The following is an 18,857-nucleotide window of genomic DNA, read 5'->3' as shown; positions in this document are numbered from 1 at the left end:
ACTAGTTACAAAATATGTTAGGAGGATTATTAATGAAAGGAACTAAAATTATTTCATGTATAACTATGGCAGCTCTAATGGTGATCATAGCTGTAGGGATAACATCAAATGTAGAGGCTAAAACGATTAAAGAAATTAAGTCAGTAATAGTGCCTGTAGTAAAACCAATCTCTGGTTCAAAACTACTTGTAGGGTATTGGCATAACTTTGATAATGGAACAGGGATAGTTAAACTTAGAGATGTTTCAACTAAATGGGATGTTTTAAATATATCTTTTGGTGAAACAAATGTAGATCGGGCTGTAGTTGAGTTTTCGCCTTGCTATGGCACAGAGGCAGAATTTAAGTCTGACATCGCATATTTGCAAAGCAAGGGAAAGAAGGTTGTGCTTTCAATAGGTGGACAAAATGGTGTAGTGCTAGTACCAGATGCTACTGCAAAACAAAAATTTATTAATTCTGTGGAGGCCGTAATAGATAAATATGGTTTTGATGGAGTTGATGTTGATCTAGAGTCAGGCATTTCGATGAATGCTGGAGATACTGACTTTAAAAATCCAAGCACACCACAAATTGTAAATCTTATTACGGGATTAAGAACTATTTCAGATTATTATGGTCCTAATTTTATATTAAGTATGGCGCCTGAAACTGCATACGTTCAAGGTGGTTATAGTTCTTATGGAAACATATGGGGTGCTTACTTGCCAATTATTTATGGTGTAAAAGATAAATTAACTTATATTCATGTGCAACATTACAATGCTGGTAGTGGAGCTGGAATGGATGGTTTAAATTATAATCAAGGTACAGCTGACTATGAAGTAGCTATGGCAGATATGTTACTTCACGGATTTCCAATAGGCGGGAATTCTAGTAATGTATTTCCAGCATTAAGAGAAGAACAAGTGATGATAGGATTGCCAGCATGCTCATTAGCAGCTCCGAGCGGTGGATACATAAATCCTACAGAAATGAAAAAGGCATTAGATTATATAATGAAAGGAATTCCTTTTGGGGGTAAATATAAAATTTCAAACGCAAAGGGCTATCCAGGATTTCGAGGTTTAATGTCTTGGTCAGTCAATTGGGATGCTAAAAGTAATTATGAGTTTTCAACTAATTATCGTGCATATTTTGACGAAATAGTTAACCCAGTTTATTCATTAAAGGAAGCAATTATTTCATCAAGTGCAGTAGCTAATGGTAGCTTTACATTGATGGCTGAAGTACCAGGATATAATACTGCTAGTTCTTATAAATTTATAGATAATATAGGAGTAATTACAAGTGGTAAAATAACGCCTCAAACTTCAGAAGTAACATTAACTCAGCAAGTTGCTAATAAAAAACCCGGAACGTATGATTACACAATAGAACTTTCTGATGGAACAAAAACAATTACATCAAATCAAGTAACTGTAATAGTGCTGCCGGAAGTAGTAAATAAACTACAAGCAGCAACTTTAACAGCTGGAGCGGTAAGCGATGGAGCATATAAACTAACAGCAATAGTTCCAACTAATAATACCGCAACTTCATATGCTGTAATGGAAGGTACGAAGCAGTTAACAACGGGTAAATTAGTAGCAGGACAAGCTACAATACAAACAATAGTATATGATAGTACAGATAAGGCACCAGGTACTTATGGTTATACAGTAGTAGTAACCGATGGAACATCATCACTTATATCAAATAAAGTATCAGTAACCGTTCCAAAAGTAGTAGGCAAATTGCCAGCTAAACCAAGCTTAACTCAAGATAACTGGGATAGTAGTTCAGATTATAAAATAATTATGAACATGTGGTGGGGAGAAAATGGTACTTCTTGGAGGCTATATGAGAATGGAGTACTAATTTCAACGAAACCATTAGTAGTAAATGGTTCAAATGCCCAAACGGATTCCGTATCATTTAAAGGAAAAGCAGGAGGAACCTATGTGTATAAGGCAGAACTTGTTAATGATGCAGGTGCTACAGTATCTGATGCATTAAACTATACTGTATCAAATGGTAAATAGTCACAAAATCCCTCTATAATCTTTGATTTAGGGGAGAGGTTCACAAATATAATACATGTTCGCAATTATCACATTAAAGTTATATATGTATATAATAGTATATATATATTTTTTTTATATTTTAATAATTTGAATACAAAAGATTATAATATAAGAAGGGGGAATCGGCATGTATTTGATCCCATTGCCACGGAAAGTCATAGAACGCGAAGGATTATTTTTGATAGGCCACAATACTGCCATTGTGTTAGATGTGGCATTGGATGATAACGATTTGGAAACGGCGAAGATGTTACAGCAGGAAATTAAAAAGGTTATCGCAATTACGCTTCCTATTAAAAAAGTGTTACGGAGTGCAGGGGATCTTTATGAAAACTGCATTTGCTTTCAATATGACAATATAGATACAAGAAAAGAAGCTTATATGCTGAGTGTGAGATCAAATAAAATTACAATTACCGCCTGTTCAAGCCGCGGATTCCTGTATGGAGTAGCTACGCTAATTCAGCTATGTAAGATATCACGTGCGGAAATTGGATGCACAGATATTGAAGATGAACCATCTTATTCAAACAGAGGATATATGCTTGATGTTAGCCGCGGAAGGGTGCCTACTATGAACAGTCTGAAAGTGCTGGTTGATCGGTTGTCCTTGTATAAAATCAATCAACTTCAACTGTATATGGAAAACTGTTTACGACTAGATGGATTTGAGGAAATTTGGTCGCAGACTGATCCTTTTACTCCGGAAGAAATTTTGGAACTAGATTCTTACTGCAATAAAAGAGGCATTGAACTGGTACCTTGCATAGCATCATTTGGACATTTGTATGATTTACTCCGTTCAGAGAGCTTTGGTAAATACAGAGAAATGAATACCGGTCAGGGTGAGGCATTTACTTGGTATAACCGTATGAGATACCATATCATTAATGTGTCTGACCCCGATAGTTTTGCTCTTATCACAGGAATTCTTGACCAATACATGCCATTGTTTCGCAGTGATAAAATAAACATTTGTTGCGATGAAACATTTGATTTGGGTAAGGGGAAGAGTGCTCCTATGGCAAAGGGAATGGTTTACGGAGAGATGTATCTTTCTTATGTGAATAGGTTAGTGGAATATCTTCAAAGTAAGGGAAAAAAGGTAATGATTTGGGGTGATATTCTGCAGAATCATCACGAACAGATGGGTAAACTTAATTCGCAAGTTACTTGCCTTAACTGGTATTACAATTATGGTGCTAAGGAAGAAGTTGTTAAAATTTTTGCAGATATCGGTTTGAAGCAATATGTATGTCCTAGTGTATCAGGTTACAGTAGGTTGGTGAATGCATATGACATGAGTTTTACTAATATAAGAGAGATGGCAAAGTTAGGTAATCAGTATCATGCGGTGGGATTTTTGAATACAGACTGGGGAGATTGTGGACATATTAATATGCCGGCGCTTGCCATTCCCTGCATGATTTATGGCGCAGCACAGGGTTGGAACGTTGAGGACGACAGGGATTTTAGCACCATAGACAAGGCTATTTCACTGGTTGAATATGAAGATCGCGGGAAAAATCTGGTAGGGCTGTTACGTGAACTTTCTCGTCAAGATATAATTACTTTTAACGATATGGCATTTTTCAGGGATTATAAGGTGTACAACCAGACCTACAATGATCGTGGAACCTCGCTATATGAAAAAGCTAAAAATGAAATGATGTTGGTTTCAGAGAATCAGCTTAAGGGTGCAGTTACCAAATGCAGCGAAATCATAAATTTCCTTAAACAAAATGATAGTGGTTCATATGCAGAACGCCAAGAAGAAATGCTAGAGTATTACCTTGCTGCTCGTGGTGTAGCACTTATGCAGGAGTTGACGCTGATAATTAAAAAGCGTGAGTATGCTCAGGATGTACAGCCACTGGATACTCCTTATGAATTGGCTAGTAAGCTAGAATATTGGCTGATGGATTACTGTACGGAGTGGAGGACTGTCAGCCGCGAGAGTGAATTGTATCGAATAAAAGAATTTGTTTGGCAAATCTGCTCCATCCTGCGAAAATACGATACAAAGTTACACAGTTGATGATAGATTCAAACAGAGCGATGATTCTTCAAAAATCATATAATAAAAGCTGTGAAATTAATTTCACAGCTTTTATTATATAATCATCTTCTGAAATGTCATTCTATAAGAACTGTTTCCTATTATTGTATAAAGACTTATAACCTAAGTTTAGGGATAAAAAAACTGTTATACAAACAGAAGTACAAACTGCAATCATAATGGCTATTTGGTACATAATCGCTGTGGTAGGTAGTGTACCTGACAACATCTGTCCTGTCATCATTCCCGGTAAAAAAATTATTCCCATTCCTAGCATGGAATTCATTGTAGGAATTAAGGCGGTTTCTAAAGCATTATTAGCAAAAGGCTTTAAAATATCTCTAGGCTCCACTCCTAAATTGAGTAAAGTATTAATTTTATTTTTTTCTTTGCTTATATCATCCATAAAGGTTTTTATTGCAATGTTTACTCCCGTCATAGAGTTACCAATAATCATACCAGCTAAAGGTATAGTGTATTGAGGGTTGAATATGGATTTACCAACAACTATAGTTACAAAAAAGACTAGAATAAAAAGTCCCGAAAATGTTAAAGAAGCTCCTATTGCAATTTTGAAATTTTGATTTAAGTCTTTTTTACTTTTAATTACTCTATCAATAGAAAATACTATCATAATTACTAAAAAAATTATAGTAAATATAGGCTTTGGATTACTAAAGACATATTGAAGTATATAACCCACAATTACAAGTTGAACTGTCATTCTTAAACTTGCAACTATAAGAAGTTTTGTTTGATTAACCTTTGATTTTTTCATAATTATGAGCACTATAATTAGAAGTAAATAAATAAGTGAAAATTGGAAAATACTTAGCTGTACTGCTCCTTTCATATTTATGCCTCCTTAACTATTTCAACTTTATTTTCACAAAACTCATCAACAATAGTTTTATTGTGGCTTACAATTACAATTTCAATGTTTTTTGCTTTGCAGAAATTTATTATATTTATCATCATTTCATGACTGTTTTTTTCATCTAATGCTGAAGTTGGCTCGTCGAGTAATATAATCTCAGGACATAATGATAAAAAAATTGATATATAAACTCTTTGACGTTCTCCACCAGAAAGGGTAGATGTATTTTGGTCAAGTGGAACATTTACGCAGCAAAGATCGGTAATGTAGATAATATATTCTAAGCTAGGCATAGTTTTTTGTCTTAGTGAATAAAAGGTTTTAAAATTGTCTATTATGCTTTCATCAAATAGGAAAACATCCTGAGAAACTAGGCTTACTTCACGTCTTAGAGCAATAGGGTCATATGCACCAATTGGTGTACCTTTATATAATAATTCACCAGATATTGGAGTTATAGATTGGTTTAACAGTTTTAAAAAAGTGCTTTTGCCACATCCACTTTCCCCAACGATAAAATTAATCATTCCCTTTTGAACTTTTACGTCATTATAAGTTAAATTGGATTTGTAAATAAGATTGCTTGCTTGAAATAATAATTCATTCATTTAAAATGACCTCCAAAAAAATAATATCTAAAATAGATATACAAATTCGATAACAAGTTTATCAATTAAGAATATCACTGGATAAAATTAAATGCAACAATATACAAAGTGACCTTCTGATACTTCTACCAACTGACCTTTTTCTTCTAAATGAACATCTACAATCGGATTATACTTGATACGGGCTCTATTTTCTGCACAAGCTGGATCAGGGACAAGCATTGATGAAAACAGTGCCTTAGTATAAGGATGAATTGGATTGCGATATAATTCGCAAGTTTCAGCGAGTTCAACAATTTTTCCATGATACATAACCCCTACTCGGTTGCAGACATACCTTACCATTGATAAATCATGTGAAATAAATAAACACGTCATACCATTTTCTCTTTGAAGCTTTTTAAATAAATTGATAATTTGAGCTTGAATTGAAACATCTAAAGATGCAATTGGTTCATCAGCAATGATGAATTCCGGATCAAGACTAAGCGCTCGTGCAATTCCTACACGTTGTCTCTGTCCACCTGAGCATTCAAATGGATAATAGTCTTTATAGATTTTATCAAGGCCTACCAAGTTCATAAGCTTATAAACTTTATCCATGCGTTCTTCTTTCTCCTTATACACTTTTTGGATTATAAGAGGTTCCTCAATAATTTCTTTTATAGTCATCCGTGAATTTAGAGATGATGTTGAATCTTGAAATATAATTTGCATATTTCTATTTATAAGTCTCTTTTGAGCTCTGTAAATTTTAGGATCTGATATAAGATTTCCCCTATAATAGATTTCTCCCTCTGTTGGATTATGGATATTAATAATGCTTCTGCCAGTAGTTGATTTACCGGAACCGGATTCACCCACCAAGCCAAATATTTCTCCTTTATAAATTCCAAAAGATATATCATCAACTGCTTTAATTAAAGTATTTCTATCTAATTTGAAATATTGCTTTAAATTTCTCACTTCCAATATTTTTTCGGTTTTCATTTCATATCACTCCACATTTCTCAAATTTAATGGCGGATTTATTTTTGGCGCATCTTTGTGTAAAAGCCAAGTTGCAGCACTATGTGTATCACTGATTTTAAACATTGGTGATTCAGCTAGATAATCCATCTTCAAAGCATATTTGTTTCTCACCGCAAAAGCATCACCCTTTGGCAGGTTCAGTAAATTAGGTGGCATTCCTGGTATGAAATTCAAAAATTCCTCATCAGAATTAATTTTAGGTAAAGAGGACATTAATCCCCAAGTATAGGGATGCCTTGGATCATAAAAAATATCTTTAGCTGTGCCAATCTCAACAAATTTACCTGCATACATAATTGCAATTCTTTGGGCAATATTTGCAACAACACCTAAATCATGCGTGATAAATATGATTGATATACCAGTTTTTACTTGTAACTCTTGAATAAGATCTAATATTTGTGCTTGGATAGTTACATCTAAAGCAGTGGTTGGTTCATCAGCAATTAATACTTCAGGGCTACAGGCCAGTGCTATTGCAATAACACTTCGTTGTATCATTCCCCCAGAGAAATGATACGGATACTGATTAAATCTTTTTTCTGCATGATCTATCCCAACAAGTTCCATCAATTCTATGCTTTTCCTTTTCGCTTCCCTTTTGCTAATTTTTTGATGAATGAGTACCGCTTCCATGATCTGTTTGCCAATAGACATAGTGGGATTTAAAGAAGTCGTAGAATCTTGAAATACCATAGATATGTCCTTGCCTCTCACCTTATTCATAGATTTTTCGGATAAATTTGTTATGTTCTCTCCATTAAGAATAACTTCTCCACTTTTTATACAGCCATTTTCGGGAAGTATGCGTAAAATGCTTTTACATAATACTGATTTTCCAGATCCTGATTCTCCAAGTATCGCTAAAACTTCTCCTTTTTTTAGAGAAAAAGAAACATCTCTAACCACCTTCACTTCACCCGCTTTAGTTGAAAAGCTTACGACTAAATTATTTACTTCTAACAAATTGTCCATATTCGCTCCTATTCATTAAAAACCACAAAACAACATTATGGCGCCTTTGTAGTTTCTCTTTATTTTTTAAATTTTCTACTGAATTGTCCAGTCTGTAATATTCCGGAATATTCCGACGCCATGGTGGCCTAATACTGTTTCTGGGGTAATCCCTTTTATATTAGGTTTTGCAACATATAAGGCATCGATGTATGTGATAAATGTATATGGCATATCTTTAGCTAATTCAATTTGGAATTCTTTGTAATATTTTAATCTTTCAGCTTCGACATCAGTTTCTCTTGCTTCCTGTAATAACTCATCAACTTTGGCATTTGAATAGCTGTTGAAATTACTACCTTTACCTGTTACAAACACTTTATAAGTGTGATCGTCCGGATCAAATGGACTTCCCCAGCCAATCAGGAATGCGTCTTGATTCTCCCAATCGATTTTTGGCTGCAGCGCAACCTTCATATCAACCCCAATTGCTTTAAACTGTTGAGCACAAACGTTCGCCATATCAACTCTAACCTGGTCTCCTTCATTGCAGTTGACAGTAAATGATATTTTCTTATTGTTCTTTTCATATATTTTGTCCTCGCCAAGCTTCCAGCCCGCTTTTTCAAGCTCTTGCTTCGCTTTCTTAGGATTATAATTAAATTTTTCCATATCAGGGTTGTTATATTCTCCGGCCTGAAGTGGTGAATATGCTACTTTACCCTGTCCTAATAGAACACTGTCCAAAATAGCTAATCGATCAATAGCGTAACTTAAGGCATTGGGCAGTTCTGGATTTAACTTAAATAAGGGACTATTAAAATTATACATAATTCCTCTGTAGTCTGATGTTTTCATATCATAAACAACAAGTTCCTTATTATTTTGAAATTGACCCGCATCATGCGGTGTAACCTGCGCTAAATCCAATTCTCCGGATTTTAATTGCAGGGCTCTTGCCTTTGTATCCTCTATAATTTTAAAGACTACTTTATCAATTTGTGGTTCTTTTACATAGAAATCTTTATTTTTTACAAGAGTAATACTTTGTCCTTTATCCCAGCTCTCCATTTTAAATGGACCAGTTCCGATTGGAAATTGATTGAATTTATCTGTTGCAATGTCTTTTCCTTCTAAGAGGTGCTTAGGTAAAATACCAATTGTCAAATAACCCAGCATCGCAATATTTGGTGCCTTTAAAGTTATTTTTACCGTAGTCTTGTCTACCACTTTAATATTGGTAATATCTTCATAGTTGGAGGCTATTTCTGAAGCGTTTTTAGGATCCATAATTGTATCTAAAGTAAACTTCACATCCTCTGCCGAAAAAGGATCATTGTCATGCCATTTAACATCATTTCTTAATGTAAAAGTGTATGTTTTTGTAGCTTTATCATATTCCCAACTTTTTGCAAGTCCTGGAACAATCTTATTGTTTTTGTCATGAGTCGTAAGTCCACTAAAAATCAGGGAATTAATTTCTCCATGTTCATATAATGCGGGATTAATACTTGAATAATCACCACTTCCATAAACTAAAACCTTTTCATTCGATGCTGTTTTCTTATCAGCACCACTATCACCGCCACAGCCTACCAATAAAACCATGCTCATAATCAGCGCCACTCCTAAAATCATCTGTTTTTTTAATTGCATAATTTTTCTCCTTAATATTTATTGTTTTATATAAAGCATCAATATTTATATTAGAAATATTGATGCTTTATATCTTTATAAATTACTAAATTCTTTATTGTTTTCCTTCCTTACATAGTTGCCTATATTCGTTATGCAAACCAATGTAACCACTAAAAATATACCCGGAATCAAGATAATCCACCAATAATTTGATAACAATGCCTTTTCCGAAAGGGAGAGCATACTACCCCATGAAATAATTTCAAGTGGAAGTCCAATCCCTAAAAAACTCAAAGTTGATTCTATTGCAATGGCACTTCCAATATTAATAACCACCATAAACATTATTGATGAAATGAAATTTGGTAGCAGATGCTTTTTTAAAATATAAAAAAATTTACCTCCAGCACATTTCGCTGCTAAAATATAACCACTATTTCTAATTTGCCTTACTTCACTTCGTACAATCTTAGAAATGTTCATCCAACTAGTAAGCCCAATTACAATGGAGAGGGATACTGGATTTGCTTGTCCTATCATTGCTTGAATGAAAATCATGGCCAAAATCGATGGTATACTAAGTGCGATTTCAGTAAAACGCATCATAATATCATCTACTAATTCAGATGCAACACCACTGAGGCTTCCAACTACAATTGCGATTGTAGTTGATATGATCGTAGCTAATACCCCGATAAACAAAGAGATTCTACCACCATACCAAATCATAGTAAAAATATTTCTTCCTAAAGAATCTGTGCCGAAATAAAAGTTGCTGTTAGGAGCTACATTAATATTACCTAGGTCCATATAAGAAGGATCAACTTTCGTTATTATCCCGTAAAAAATACATCCAAGGATGATTGTAAGTAACATTCCTATTGAGATATAAGGTCTTTCGTTTATGTGTTTTTTAAAGCTTTTTCTTTTAGCTACTTTTATCGTTTCTGGAACATAATTTTCTCCAACTATTTTAAAGTCCCTATATTGTCTTTCCAACAATTCTCACCCCGATCATGTTTCATTCTTGGATCTATTTTATCATTAATTACTTGTGCTAACATATTTACGAAAACCACCAATATCCCTGTTATTAAGCAAAGTACCATCAGCATATTATAATCATGATATTTAGCGCTCTCAAAGGATAAAGAGCCAAGTCCAGGATAAGAAAAAACTTTTTCTACCACATAAGTTCCTCCTAAAATATGAGAAACGGATATTGACATAATACTAATATAAGATGGCATAATATTTTTTAAACAATGTTTATATACAATTTTCTTTTTACTTAAACCCTTAACTTTGCATAATAACACATAATCTTGTCTGGTTTCTTCTACTAATTTATTTCTAATCATGTATGTGTAATACCAAAGGTGACTCAATATCAGAACAATTAAAGGAAGTAGAAGATGCTCTACTCGACTTCCAATGTTGCTGGATTGCCCCAGCCCATAGGCACCACTTGAAGGTAATATCTCTAAATTAATACTAAAAATTAAAATCAGTATAAGAGATACCCAAAACGATGGAATACAAGTGGTTATAACACCTATTTTGCAAATAACTTTATCTATGAGCTTGTCCTCATGTAAGGTGCAAAAAATTCCTAAAAGTAGAGCAAATAAAAAGGTTAATATATAAGCAAGCCCCCCTAGTATAATTGTATTTATATAAACATCTTTAATTACTGTCGTAACGCTTTGTTTATATTTGTAAGATATACCATATCCACCATGAGCCGCATTTGCTAACCAGCTAATATATTGCCTATATATAGGGTCGTTTAATCCGAGCTTTTTCATTGCATCCAGTTTTTGTGTAGTATTCATCCTCTCAACGCCTTCGCCATAATAAGACATTAAAGGATCTCCAGGTGATAACCTTGCCATATAAAAGACAATGATAGACAGCAGAAATATAACAAAGATGAACTGTACTATTTTTTTTTCTATGTAAATCACATTATTCATAACATTCGATCCTTTCCTAAATAACATAAATAACATAAGAACCACGAAAATTCAGCTCCTTCTTCAAAAAAGAAAAGAGTCGAAACCTTCGTGGTTTAACTTTAATAGTTATTAAATTTTAAAAATAAATTTTTACTATAAAAAATTATTCTTCTAAATAAAGACGCAAGATTCGTCTTGCATATTTAGTCTATATTATATTTCTAATTTAGTCAAATAAAATCATTTTATATATTATATTGAAATGAATATATAAAATTACGTGTTCATTTTTAAGTATATTATTCCTGTTTTTAGGTATTGTTGACAAGTAGATGTTATGATAACATTTAATCAATAACAAAACGTTTACATGAAGAAATGGGGGATTAATTAATGAAAAAAGCAGTATCAATTTTATTGGCATCTTTTATGATGTTATCTTTAAGCGCATGTGGATCAAAAAATGAGACAACAGCCCCAAAAGCATCGGATAAATTAACTGTTTATTCACCACATCCAATAGAATTTATCGACCCAGTAGTTAATGAATTTGAAAACCGGACAGGAATTAAGGTTGAGGTTGTAGCAGCAGGAACAGGAGAACTCTTAAAGAGAGTGGAAGCAGAAGGAGAAAACCCATTAGGCGATATTCTATGGGGAGGCTCATTGTCTACTCTAGAACCAAAGAAGGATTTATTTGAAAAATATCAATCTATAAATGAAAAAGATGTTTATGATGATTATAAAAATAAAGATGGTCAAATAACAAGATTTACTGCTATACCAAGTGTAATTATGATCAATAAAAACCTTATAGGAAAGATAAAGGTAGAAGGTTTCCAAGATCTATTAAATCCTGAGTTAAAAGGAAAAATAGCTAATGCAGATCCATCGAAATCTTCTTCAGCTTTTGAACAGGTAATAAATCATTTATATGCTATGGGAAATGGAGATCCAGAAAAGGGTTGGGATTATGAAAAAGCATTAACAAAAAATTTAGATGGTAAACTATTAAGTGGTTCTTCAGCCGTTTATAAAGGTGTAGGTGATGGAGAATATACTGTAGGATTAACATTTGAAGAAGCTGCTGCAAAGTATGTAAAAGATGGAGCGCCAGTTGAAATAGTTTACCCTAAAGAGGGTACTATTGCTAAAGCAGATGGTGTCGTTATTATAAAAGGTGCTAAAAACATGGGAAATGCTAAGAAATTCATTGATTATGTAACTAGTAAGGAAGGACAGACTTTAGTAGCTAATAAATTAAATAGACGTTCAGTTAGAAAAGATGCTCCAGCGGCTGAAGGGCTTAAACCATTAGATAAAATTAAGGTAATAAAGGATGATGAAGCATGGCTTAAAGAAAATAAACAGATGATTTTAGATAAATATAAAGATATATTTACAAGCAACTAAAAAAGATGGGCCCCTAGGACTTTTAAATATTATATTATTAAAAAGCCCTAGGGTTTTTTTTATAAAAAAATTTGTATTAGAAAGGAAATTAAAATATGAGTACATCCATTGAATTCACAAATATAGTAAAAAGATATGATGATAATACAGTAATTCCAAAGCTTTCACTTAAAATTAAGGAGGGTGAATTTTTCACATTGCTAGGACCTTCAGGTTGTGGTAAAACAACTCTTTTAAGAATGGTAGCAGGATTTAATACAATTGAAGAAGGAGAGATTAAGTTTAACTCAAAGGTAATTAATGATATTCCCGCACATAAAAGAAATATAGGTATGGTGTTTCAGAATTATGCTATATTCCCTCATATGACAGTATCAGAAAATGTTGAATATGGGTTAAAGCTAAGAAAATTTAGCAAAGAAGAATCAAATAAAAAACTTGAGGAAATTTTAAAAGTTGTAAAGATATATGAGTATAAGGATAGATCACCAGACAAACTTTCAGGAGGACAGCAGCAACGCGTTGCACTAGCGAGGGCTATTGTAATTCATCCAACAGTATTGCTTATGGATGAGCCTCTTTCAAATTTAGATGCAAAACTTAGAATAGAAATGAGAAGTGCTATAAGAGAAATACAAAAGAAAGTAGGAATAACCACAGTATATGTAACTCATGATCAAGAAGAAGCACTTGCTATATCAGATAGAATTGCAATTATGAACAAAGGTGTTATTCAGCAAATAGATACACCACAAAGAATTTATTTAAGACCTTCAAATGTCTTTGTTGCTACATTTATTGGTCACTCTAATATATTTAATGGAAAAATATTAGTAGAAGAGGAAAAGCAATACGTTGTATTTGAGAATGGATATAAAGTGTCTATGAATAATTTGAATAGCGGAGCGGAAAACGGAAAAGAAATTAAAATATCCGTAAGGCCAGAGGAATTTATAATAAGCAATAACAATTATGGGATTAGAGGTGTAGTTCACTTTAATACATTCCTCGGGAAATATATAAATTATGAAGTAAAACTTGATAATGGGGAAATAATTGAACTAACACAAGATACTAGTACTAATGATACTTTCCATGAAATTGGACAAGAGCTATATCTACAAGTATACAATAAAAAAATTAATGTTTTTAACAAGGATGGGGATATAAGTCTTATTACTGGAGTGGGAAAATATGAAGAATAAAAAAGTTAAAAAGATAAAATTTGATTTTTGGACAATAATAATTCTTATTTCATTTTTAATATTCTCAGTATTTCTAATTTATCCACTAGGTTCATTGTTTTTAACTAGTTTTCAAGATGTGGAGACCGGAAAATACACTTTAGACAATTTCGCTAAGTTTTTCACTAAAAAGTATTATTATGGAACACTTATAAATAGTTTTACTGTAAGTATTATAGTAACCTTACTAGCTATTTTAATTGGTGCTCCCTTAGCTTATATCATGACTACAGTAAAAATTAAATTTAAATCAATCGTAGAGGTACTTATTATAATATCTGTATTATCTCCACCTTTTATAGGAGCATATTCATGGATATTACTACTTGGAAGAAACGGAGTTATTACAAATTTCTTCTTGAAGACCTTAGGAATACATCTTCCTAGTATTTATGGGTTTAAAGGGATTTTACTAGTGTTTACCTTGAAATTATTTCCGTTTATATATTTGTATGTTTCAGGAGCACTAAAGAAAATAGACGTTTCACTAAGTGAAGCGGCAGAAAGTTTAGGCTGTAGTGGAGTTAAAAAAGTATTTACTATTATATTACCACTGATGCTTCCTACAATAATGGCAGCGTCATTATTGGTATTCATGAATTGTCTTGCTGATTTTGGAACTCCAATGCTTATAGGTGAAGGGTTTAGAGTTATGCCAGTTTTAATTTACTCAGAGTTTGTATCTGAGGTAGGCGGTCAAGCAAATTTTGCCGCTGCACTAAGTACAATAATGGTAATTATAACAGCGGTTATTTTTTTAGGACAAAAATATGTAGTTAATAGAAAGTCATATGTTATGAACTCATTAAAGCCTATATCTGCTAAAAAGGTTAAGGGATGCAAGAACCTTTTAGCACATTTATATGTTTATATTGTTGTAGCACTAGCTGCAATTCCTCAGGTAACAGTAATATATACCTCGTTCTTAAAAACAAGTGGCTCAATGTTTGTTAAAGGGTTTTCACTAAATAGCTATAAAACAGTGCTTTCAAAACTGGGTAATTCAATTCTTAATACCTATGTATATGGTATAATAGCTATAATAATAATAATATTATTGGGAATGCTTATATCTTACGTATCTGTACGAAGAAAAAGTGCCTTAACCTCCTTCCTAGATACATTAACTATGTTCCCATATATTATTCCAGGATCTGTTTTAGGTATTACATTATTATTAGCATTCAACAAGAAACCAATGGTGCTAAGTGGTACTTTCATTATAATGATAATTGCATTTGTTATAAGAAAACTACCTTATACCATTAGATCCAGTGCAGCAATACTATTGCAACTTAGTCCAAGTCTTGAAGAAGCATCAATTAGTTTAGGTTATTCTGAAATGAAAACATTCTTTAAGGTTACTGCAATTATGATGATACCAGGGGTATTTGCAGGAGCAATATTAAGCTGGATAACAGTAATAAATGAATTAAGTTCTTCAATTATTCTATATACAGGAACTACAAGAACATTATCAGTTGCAATATACACAGACGTTATAAGGGCAAGTTATGGTACAGCAGCTGCTTTATCATCTATATTAACGGCTACAACTATCATATCACTAATAGTTTTCTTTAAATTCACAGGTAAGAAAGAAATAAGTTTATAAAAACCTAATAGGAGGATTTGCGTATGAAAAATATAAAAAGAAAATTTTTCAAGGAAGAAATAAGAAAAACTTTTATATTATATGCACTGACTCCTATTATAATTTTGTCCTTTATTTTTTATAATTTATTATTTTTGTATAGCAGTAAATCCGTCGAGAGAAGTAATAAAAAATATAACAATAGTATATCAAATATTATAAGTAATGAGTTTGTAAGTTACAAGGTGGAAGTAGAGCATTTAGTAAAATGGGATGAAATAAAAAAGGCTTTTTATAATCAACATGACGAAGCAATGGTATATGAAAGGCTTTATAATACCGTTAATAATCATAATATAAGAAGTGTTTTTTATGTTTTCAATGAAAAAGGAGAGTCTATAATAACAAATGCTAAAGGGGACCCTCAATACGCTAAAAGTGATGATTTATTTATGGGTGGAGTTTTTAAGAAAATGAAAGACAATCCTAATAAATCTGTTATGATGCTTAATAGGGCTCAACTCGATGTGAATACAAGAACTGTATACTCTATAGGAGAAGCTATTACTGACGACAATAACCACGTTGCAGGGTTTATTGTTTTCGATATTTTAGAAAATGAGATGAACAAAATAGTTTACAGTAGTAGCAATCATCATGCTGTAATAACTGATAGATATAACAATAATATAGTTTCAACTAATAATGCACTTCTAGATGGTATAGGTAAATTGAAGCCATTTTTGGATAAAGAGAATAACTATGTATTTAATAATTCTATAATAGAAGGTAATGTTTATATTCATACAATTACATATGTGGGCTTTATAAAAAACATCTATTTAATAGGTGAAATATTTTTAATCTTAGTGTTTTTAATTTTAGTGTTTTCTATGTTATTCATTGCTAAGAAAATATCTATAAGTAAGACAAAGTCAATTGATAAATTATTGTCTGCTATTAACAGTGTTCAAGAGGGCAATTTGAACACTGTTGTCAGTATAAACTCTAATGATGAGTTTGAAGTTATAGGTCAGTATTGCAATAAAATGATAATAAGAATAAACGAGCTTGTAGAAAGAAACAAAGAAGAGGCAAGAAGAAATGCATTATCAGAGCTTAAGCAGCTAGAAGCACAATTTAACCCTCACTTCTTATTTAATACACTTGAAATGCTTAAATACATGATAAAAACAGATGAGAAGAGTGCCTCAAAGATCATTGTTTCAATGGCGAACTTGTTAAGATACAGCATAAATAAAAATTTTAATAAGGTAAAGCTTAATGATGACGTTAAATACATAGAGGATTATCTAATAATACAAAAATTTAGATTTGATGACAATTTTGATTACATTTTTAATTTAAATAAAGAAGTAGGAGAATGCTTGATACCAAAACTTATAATACAACCTATTATTGAAAATAGTATAAAATATGGATTTGAAACAAAACAATATTTAAAAATAAATATAGACTGTAGGGTTGAAAATGATAATTTAGTAATATCAATTGTGGATAACGGAGAAGGAATGAGTTATGAAAAATTATCTGGGATATTAAAACTCATTAACAAAAGTAAAAACGATACAAACCATATAGGACTTTATAATGTTCAAAAGAGAATCAATCTTATGTATGGTATGGAATACGGTATAAATATATATAGTAAACTATATGAAGGTACTAAAATAGTTATTAACCTTCCAGTACATAAAAGTGAGGAGTAGATTATGATTAAAGTGCTTATTGTAGAAGATGAAAATTTTATAAGAAAAGGATTAATCAACACTATCGACTGGCTGAGTATGGATTGTATTATTTCAGGGGAAGCTGCGAACGGCGAAGAAGGACTAAAAACGATTATAGAAATCAAGCCCGATTTAGTCATTACAGATATTAAAATGCCAATAATGAACGGCGTGGATATGTTGGAGAAAGCTAGTGAAATTTATGATTTTGAAAAGATTATCTTAACTAGCTACGGAGAATTTCCATATGCAAAAAGAGCTATAGATCTGAAAGTCTTTGATTATGTACTAAAACCAATTGATGAAGATAAATTTAAAGAGATAATCGGAAAGGTTAAGAATAAAATTGATGAGAAAAAAATATATAATGAATTTAAAAATAGTATTAAGGGTTACAAAAATATTGATGTTCTAAATTTGGAGTACTATTTAAAATCTGATAAAAAAAAATCTCAATATACTGAATCAGTAATTAACTATGTAAAAGACAATTACGCAAAAAAGATTAGTATTGAGGATATTGCAGAAAAGTTAGCAGTAAGCTCAAGCTACCTCAGTAGAAATTTAAAGGAACAGACAAATCAAACATTTCATGACTTTTTAAATAGATATAGAGTACAAAAGTCAATTGAATTACTTATGAGGGGGGAGTATAGGGTTTATGAGATATCTTCTATGGTAGGTTTTACTGATTATAAACACTATTCTACTGTATTTAAAAAATATATAAAAGCTTCACCATTAGAGTTTGCTAAAGCTAATTTATACATCAAGGGGGATAATGAAAATGATGAAGAGTAAAAATATTTCATTAGTAATTACAGATATGGATAAAACATTATTAGATAATGATAGCAAAATATCAGGAAAGAACCTGTCCTTTATTAAAAAACTTAAAAGAAATAATATTAAGTTTGCTGTTGCTACTGGAAGGTCAAGAAGCTCTCTGTGTAAATTTCTAGGAAAATATCAATTGATAGATGAAGTGGATTATATTATAAGCATGAATGGAGTAAGTATTTTCGATACTAAATCTAGGGAAACCTACGATTTCGGGTATGTAGATGAGGAAATTATTAATGAAGTTTATAATGCTTATAAAGATTATGATGTCTCATTTGCAGTCCATGAGGGTAATTGTTTGATTTGTAATAAAAAAACTACTTATACAGATATCGAATGTGAAGTAAATGGATATGGTGTAAGTGAGATAAGCGATTTTAGTAGAGCAATAAATAAAAAATATGCAAAGCTAATGATAATTGGAGAAAAATGCATAGTAGATGATATACATAGTAAGTTAGCAGAAATCGATTCTAAAAAATTTAATTTTTTTAAAAGCCATGATTATTTTTTGGAAATTGTTAAAACAGGCGTTTCGAAGGGCAATGCTCTAGTAAAACTTTGTAAATTAAAGGACATAGATATATCCAATGTAATGGCAATAGGGGATAACCTTAATGATTTAGATATGATTAAAAACTCTGGATTTGGTGTAGCAGTAGAAAATGCTCATGAGGAGTTGAAAAAGTATGCTAGTTTTATAACAAAATCAAACGATGAGAATGGATTTGCATATGCTTGTGATGAGTTAATCCATCTTTAAAATAATTGCCCAGTTGAGATGATGTATATTCATTTTGACTGGCTTATTTAAATTATT

Annotated in this window: 15 protein-coding genes; 8 read left to right on the top strand and 7 right to left on the bottom strand. The window is 31.9% G+C overall.

Going from position 1 to position 18,857, the window contains the following annotated elements; genetic code table 11:
• The first annotated feature begins 32 nt into the window (after positions 1 to 32).
• Positions 33 to 2,024: a glycosyl hydrolase family 18 protein gene (locus tag ACWJKE_RS08120; protein ID WP_216302890.1), complete on the top strand. Its 1,992-nt coding sequence runs from the start codon at positions 33 to 35 to the stop codon at positions 2,022 to 2,024.
• A gap of 169 nt (positions 2,025 to 2,193) precedes the next feature.
• Positions 2,194 to 4,104, top strand: coding sequence for a family 20 glycosylhydrolase (locus ACWJKE_RS08115; protein WP_216302889.1), 1,911 nt, complete (start codon positions 2,194 to 2,196; stop codon positions 4,102 to 4,104).
• A 103-nt stretch (positions 4,105 to 4,207) separates the two neighbouring features.
• Here the strand turns inward: ACWJKE_RS08115 and ACWJKE_RS08110 are convergent, their stop codons facing one another.
• The 7 genes from ACWJKE_RS08110 to ACWJKE_RS08080 all read right to left on the bottom strand — a co-directional run bounded on the left by ACWJKE_RS08110 (position 4,208) and on the right by ACWJKE_RS08080 (position 11,210).
• Positions 4,208 to 4,978, bottom strand: coding sequence for an ABC transporter permease (locus ACWJKE_RS08110; protein WP_216302888.1), 771 nt, complete (start codon positions 4,976 to 4,978; stop codon positions 4,208 to 4,210).
• A gap of 2 nt (positions 4,979 to 4,980) precedes the next feature.
• Positions 4,981 to 5,610: an ABC transporter ATP-binding protein gene (locus ACWJKE_RS08105; protein WP_216302887.1), complete on the bottom strand. Its 630-nt coding sequence runs from the start codon at positions 5,608 to 5,610 to the stop codon at positions 4,981 to 4,983.
• An 87-nt stretch (positions 5,611 to 5,697) separates the two neighbouring features.
• The gene (locus tag ACWJKE_RS08100) at positions 5,698 to 6,600 is read right to left on the bottom strand and encodes an ATP-binding cassette domain-containing protein (protein WP_216302886.1); all 903 of its coding nucleotides are present in this window, start codon (positions 6,598 to 6,600) and stop codon (positions 5,698 to 5,700) included.
• 6 nt (positions 6,601 to 6,606) lie between these two features.
• A complete protein-coding gene (locus ACWJKE_RS08095; RefSeq protein WP_216302885.1) occupies positions 6,607 to 7,617 on the bottom strand; it encodes an ABC transporter ATP-binding protein in 1,011 nt (336 codons plus the stop codon).
• Between the two features lie 75 nt (positions 7,618 to 7,692).
• Positions 7,693 to 9,252 (bottom strand): ABC transporter substrate-binding protein, encoded by a 1,560-nt coding sequence (locus ACWJKE_RS08090; protein ID WP_216302884.1) that lies wholly within the window; start codon positions 9,250 to 9,252, stop codon positions 7,693 to 7,695.
• Between the two features lie 75 nt (positions 9,253 to 9,327).
• Positions 9,328 to 10,233, bottom strand: coding sequence for an ABC transporter permease (locus tag ACWJKE_RS08085; protein ID WP_216302883.1), 906 nt, complete (start codon positions 10,231 to 10,233; stop codon positions 9,328 to 9,330).
• Positions 10,203 to 11,210, bottom strand: a complete 1,008-nt coding sequence (locus tag ACWJKE_RS08080; RefSeq protein ID WP_462959322.1) for an ABC transporter permease — start codon at positions 11,208 to 11,210, stop codon at positions 10,203 to 10,205. Before ACWJKE_RS08080 ends, ACWJKE_RS08085 begins: the two co-directional genes overlap by 31 nt.
• Positions 11,211 to 11,585: 375 nt before the next feature.
• Between ACWJKE_RS08080 and ACWJKE_RS08075 the strand changes: the two genes are divergently transcribed.
• The 6 genes from ACWJKE_RS08075 (at position 11,586) to ACWJKE_RS08050 (ending at position 18,800) form a co-directional block, all read left to right on the top strand.
• On the top strand, positions 11,586 to 12,605 hold the full coding sequence (locus ACWJKE_RS08075; protein ID WP_216302881.1) for an ABC transporter substrate-binding protein: 1,020 nt from the start codon (positions 11,586 to 11,588) through the stop codon (positions 12,603 to 12,605).
• Positions 12,606 to 12,700: 95 nt separating this feature from the next.
• Positions 12,701 to 13,810 (top strand): ABC transporter ATP-binding protein, encoded by a 1,110-nt coding sequence (locus ACWJKE_RS08070; RefSeq protein WP_216302880.1) that lies wholly within the window; start codon positions 12,701 to 12,703, stop codon positions 13,808 to 13,810.
• The gene (locus ACWJKE_RS08065) at positions 13,800 to 15,464 is read left to right on the top strand and encodes an ABC transporter permease (protein ID WP_216302879.1); all 1,665 of its coding nucleotides are present in this window, start codon (positions 13,800 to 13,802) and stop codon (positions 15,462 to 15,464) included. The genes ACWJKE_RS08070 and ACWJKE_RS08065 overlap by 11 nt, the downstream gene beginning before the upstream one ends.
• Positions 15,465 to 15,487: 23 nt before the next feature.
• Positions 15,488 to 17,173 carry a sensor histidine kinase gene (locus ACWJKE_RS08060; protein ID WP_462956420.1) on the top strand — a complete coding sequence of 562 codons (1,686 nt, stop codon included), beginning with the start codon at positions 15,488 to 15,490 and terminating at the stop codon, positions 17,171 to 17,173.
• A 3-nt stretch (positions 17,174 to 17,176) separates the two neighbouring features.
• Positions 17,177 to 17,995 carry a response regulator transcription factor gene (locus ACWJKE_RS08055; RefSeq protein WP_216302877.1) on the top strand — a complete coding sequence of 273 codons (819 nt, stop codon included), beginning with the start codon at positions 17,177 to 17,179 and terminating at the stop codon, positions 17,993 to 17,995.
• Positions 17,982 to 18,800 carry a Cof-type HAD-IIB family hydrolase gene (locus ACWJKE_RS08050; protein WP_216302876.1) on the top strand — a complete coding sequence of 273 codons (819 nt, stop codon included), beginning with the start codon at positions 17,982 to 17,984 and terminating at the stop codon, positions 18,798 to 18,800. The genes ACWJKE_RS08055 and ACWJKE_RS08050 overlap by 14 nt, the downstream gene beginning before the upstream one ends.
• The last annotated feature ends 57 nt before the right edge of the window (positions 18,801 to 18,857 follow it).

The organism is Clostridium sp. CM036 (genome assembly GCF_055081135.1).
Note: the sequence above shows the minus strand (reverse complement) of the source record. Positions and strands in the feature narration are given on the sequence as shown.

Bases quoted from the DNA above. Each gene is read 5' to 3' on its own strand.
- ACWJKE_RS08120 (WP_216302890.1), top strand. From the start codon at position 33: ATGAAAGGAACTAAAATTATTTCATGTATAACTATGGCAGCTCTAATG.
- ACWJKE_RS08115 (WP_216302889.1), top strand. From the start codon at position 2,194: ATGTATTTGATCCCATTGCCACGGAAAGTCATAGAACGCGAAGGATTA.
- ACWJKE_RS08110 (WP_216302888.1), bottom strand. From the start codon at position 4,978: ATGAAAGGAGCAGTACAGCTAAGTATTTTCCAATTTTCACTTATTTAT.
- ACWJKE_RS08105 (WP_216302887.1), bottom strand. From the start codon at position 5,610: ATGAATGAATTATTATTTCAAGCAAGCAATCTTATTTACAAATCCAAT.
- ACWJKE_RS08100 (WP_216302886.1), bottom strand. From the start codon at position 6,600: ATGAAAACCGAAAAAATATTGGAAGTGAGAAATTTAAAGCAATATTTC.
- ACWJKE_RS08095 (WP_216302885.1), bottom strand. From the start codon at position 7,617: ATGGACAATTTGTTAGAAGTAAATAATTTAGTCGTAAGCTTTTCAACT.
- ACWJKE_RS08090 (WP_216302884.1), bottom strand. From the start codon at position 9,252: ATGCAATTAAAAAAACAGATGATTTTAGGAGTGGCGCTGATTATGAGC.
- ACWJKE_RS08080 (WP_462959322.1), bottom strand. From the start codon at position 11,210: ATGAATAATGTGATTTACATAGAAAAAAAAATAGTACAGTTCATCTTT.
- ACWJKE_RS08075 (WP_216302881.1), top strand. From the start codon at position 11,586: ATGAAAAAAGCAGTATCAATTTTATTGGCATCTTTTATGATGTTATCT.
- ACWJKE_RS08070 (WP_216302880.1), top strand. From the start codon at position 12,701: ATGAGTACATCCATTGAATTCACAAATATAGTAAAAAGATATGATGAT.
- ACWJKE_RS08065 (WP_216302879.1), top strand. From the start codon at position 13,800: ATGAAGAATAAAAAAGTTAAAAAGATAAAATTTGATTTTTGGACAATA.
- ACWJKE_RS08060 (WP_462956420.1), top strand. From the start codon at position 15,488: ATGAAAAATATAAAAAGAAAATTTTTCAAGGAAGAAATAAGAAAAACT.
- ACWJKE_RS08055 (WP_216302877.1), top strand. From the start codon at position 17,177: ATGATTAAAGTGCTTATTGTAGAAGATGAAAATTTTATAAGAAAAGGA.
- ACWJKE_RS08050 (WP_216302876.1), top strand. From the start codon at position 17,982: ATGATGAAGAGTAAAAATATTTCATTAGTAATTACAGATATGGATAAA.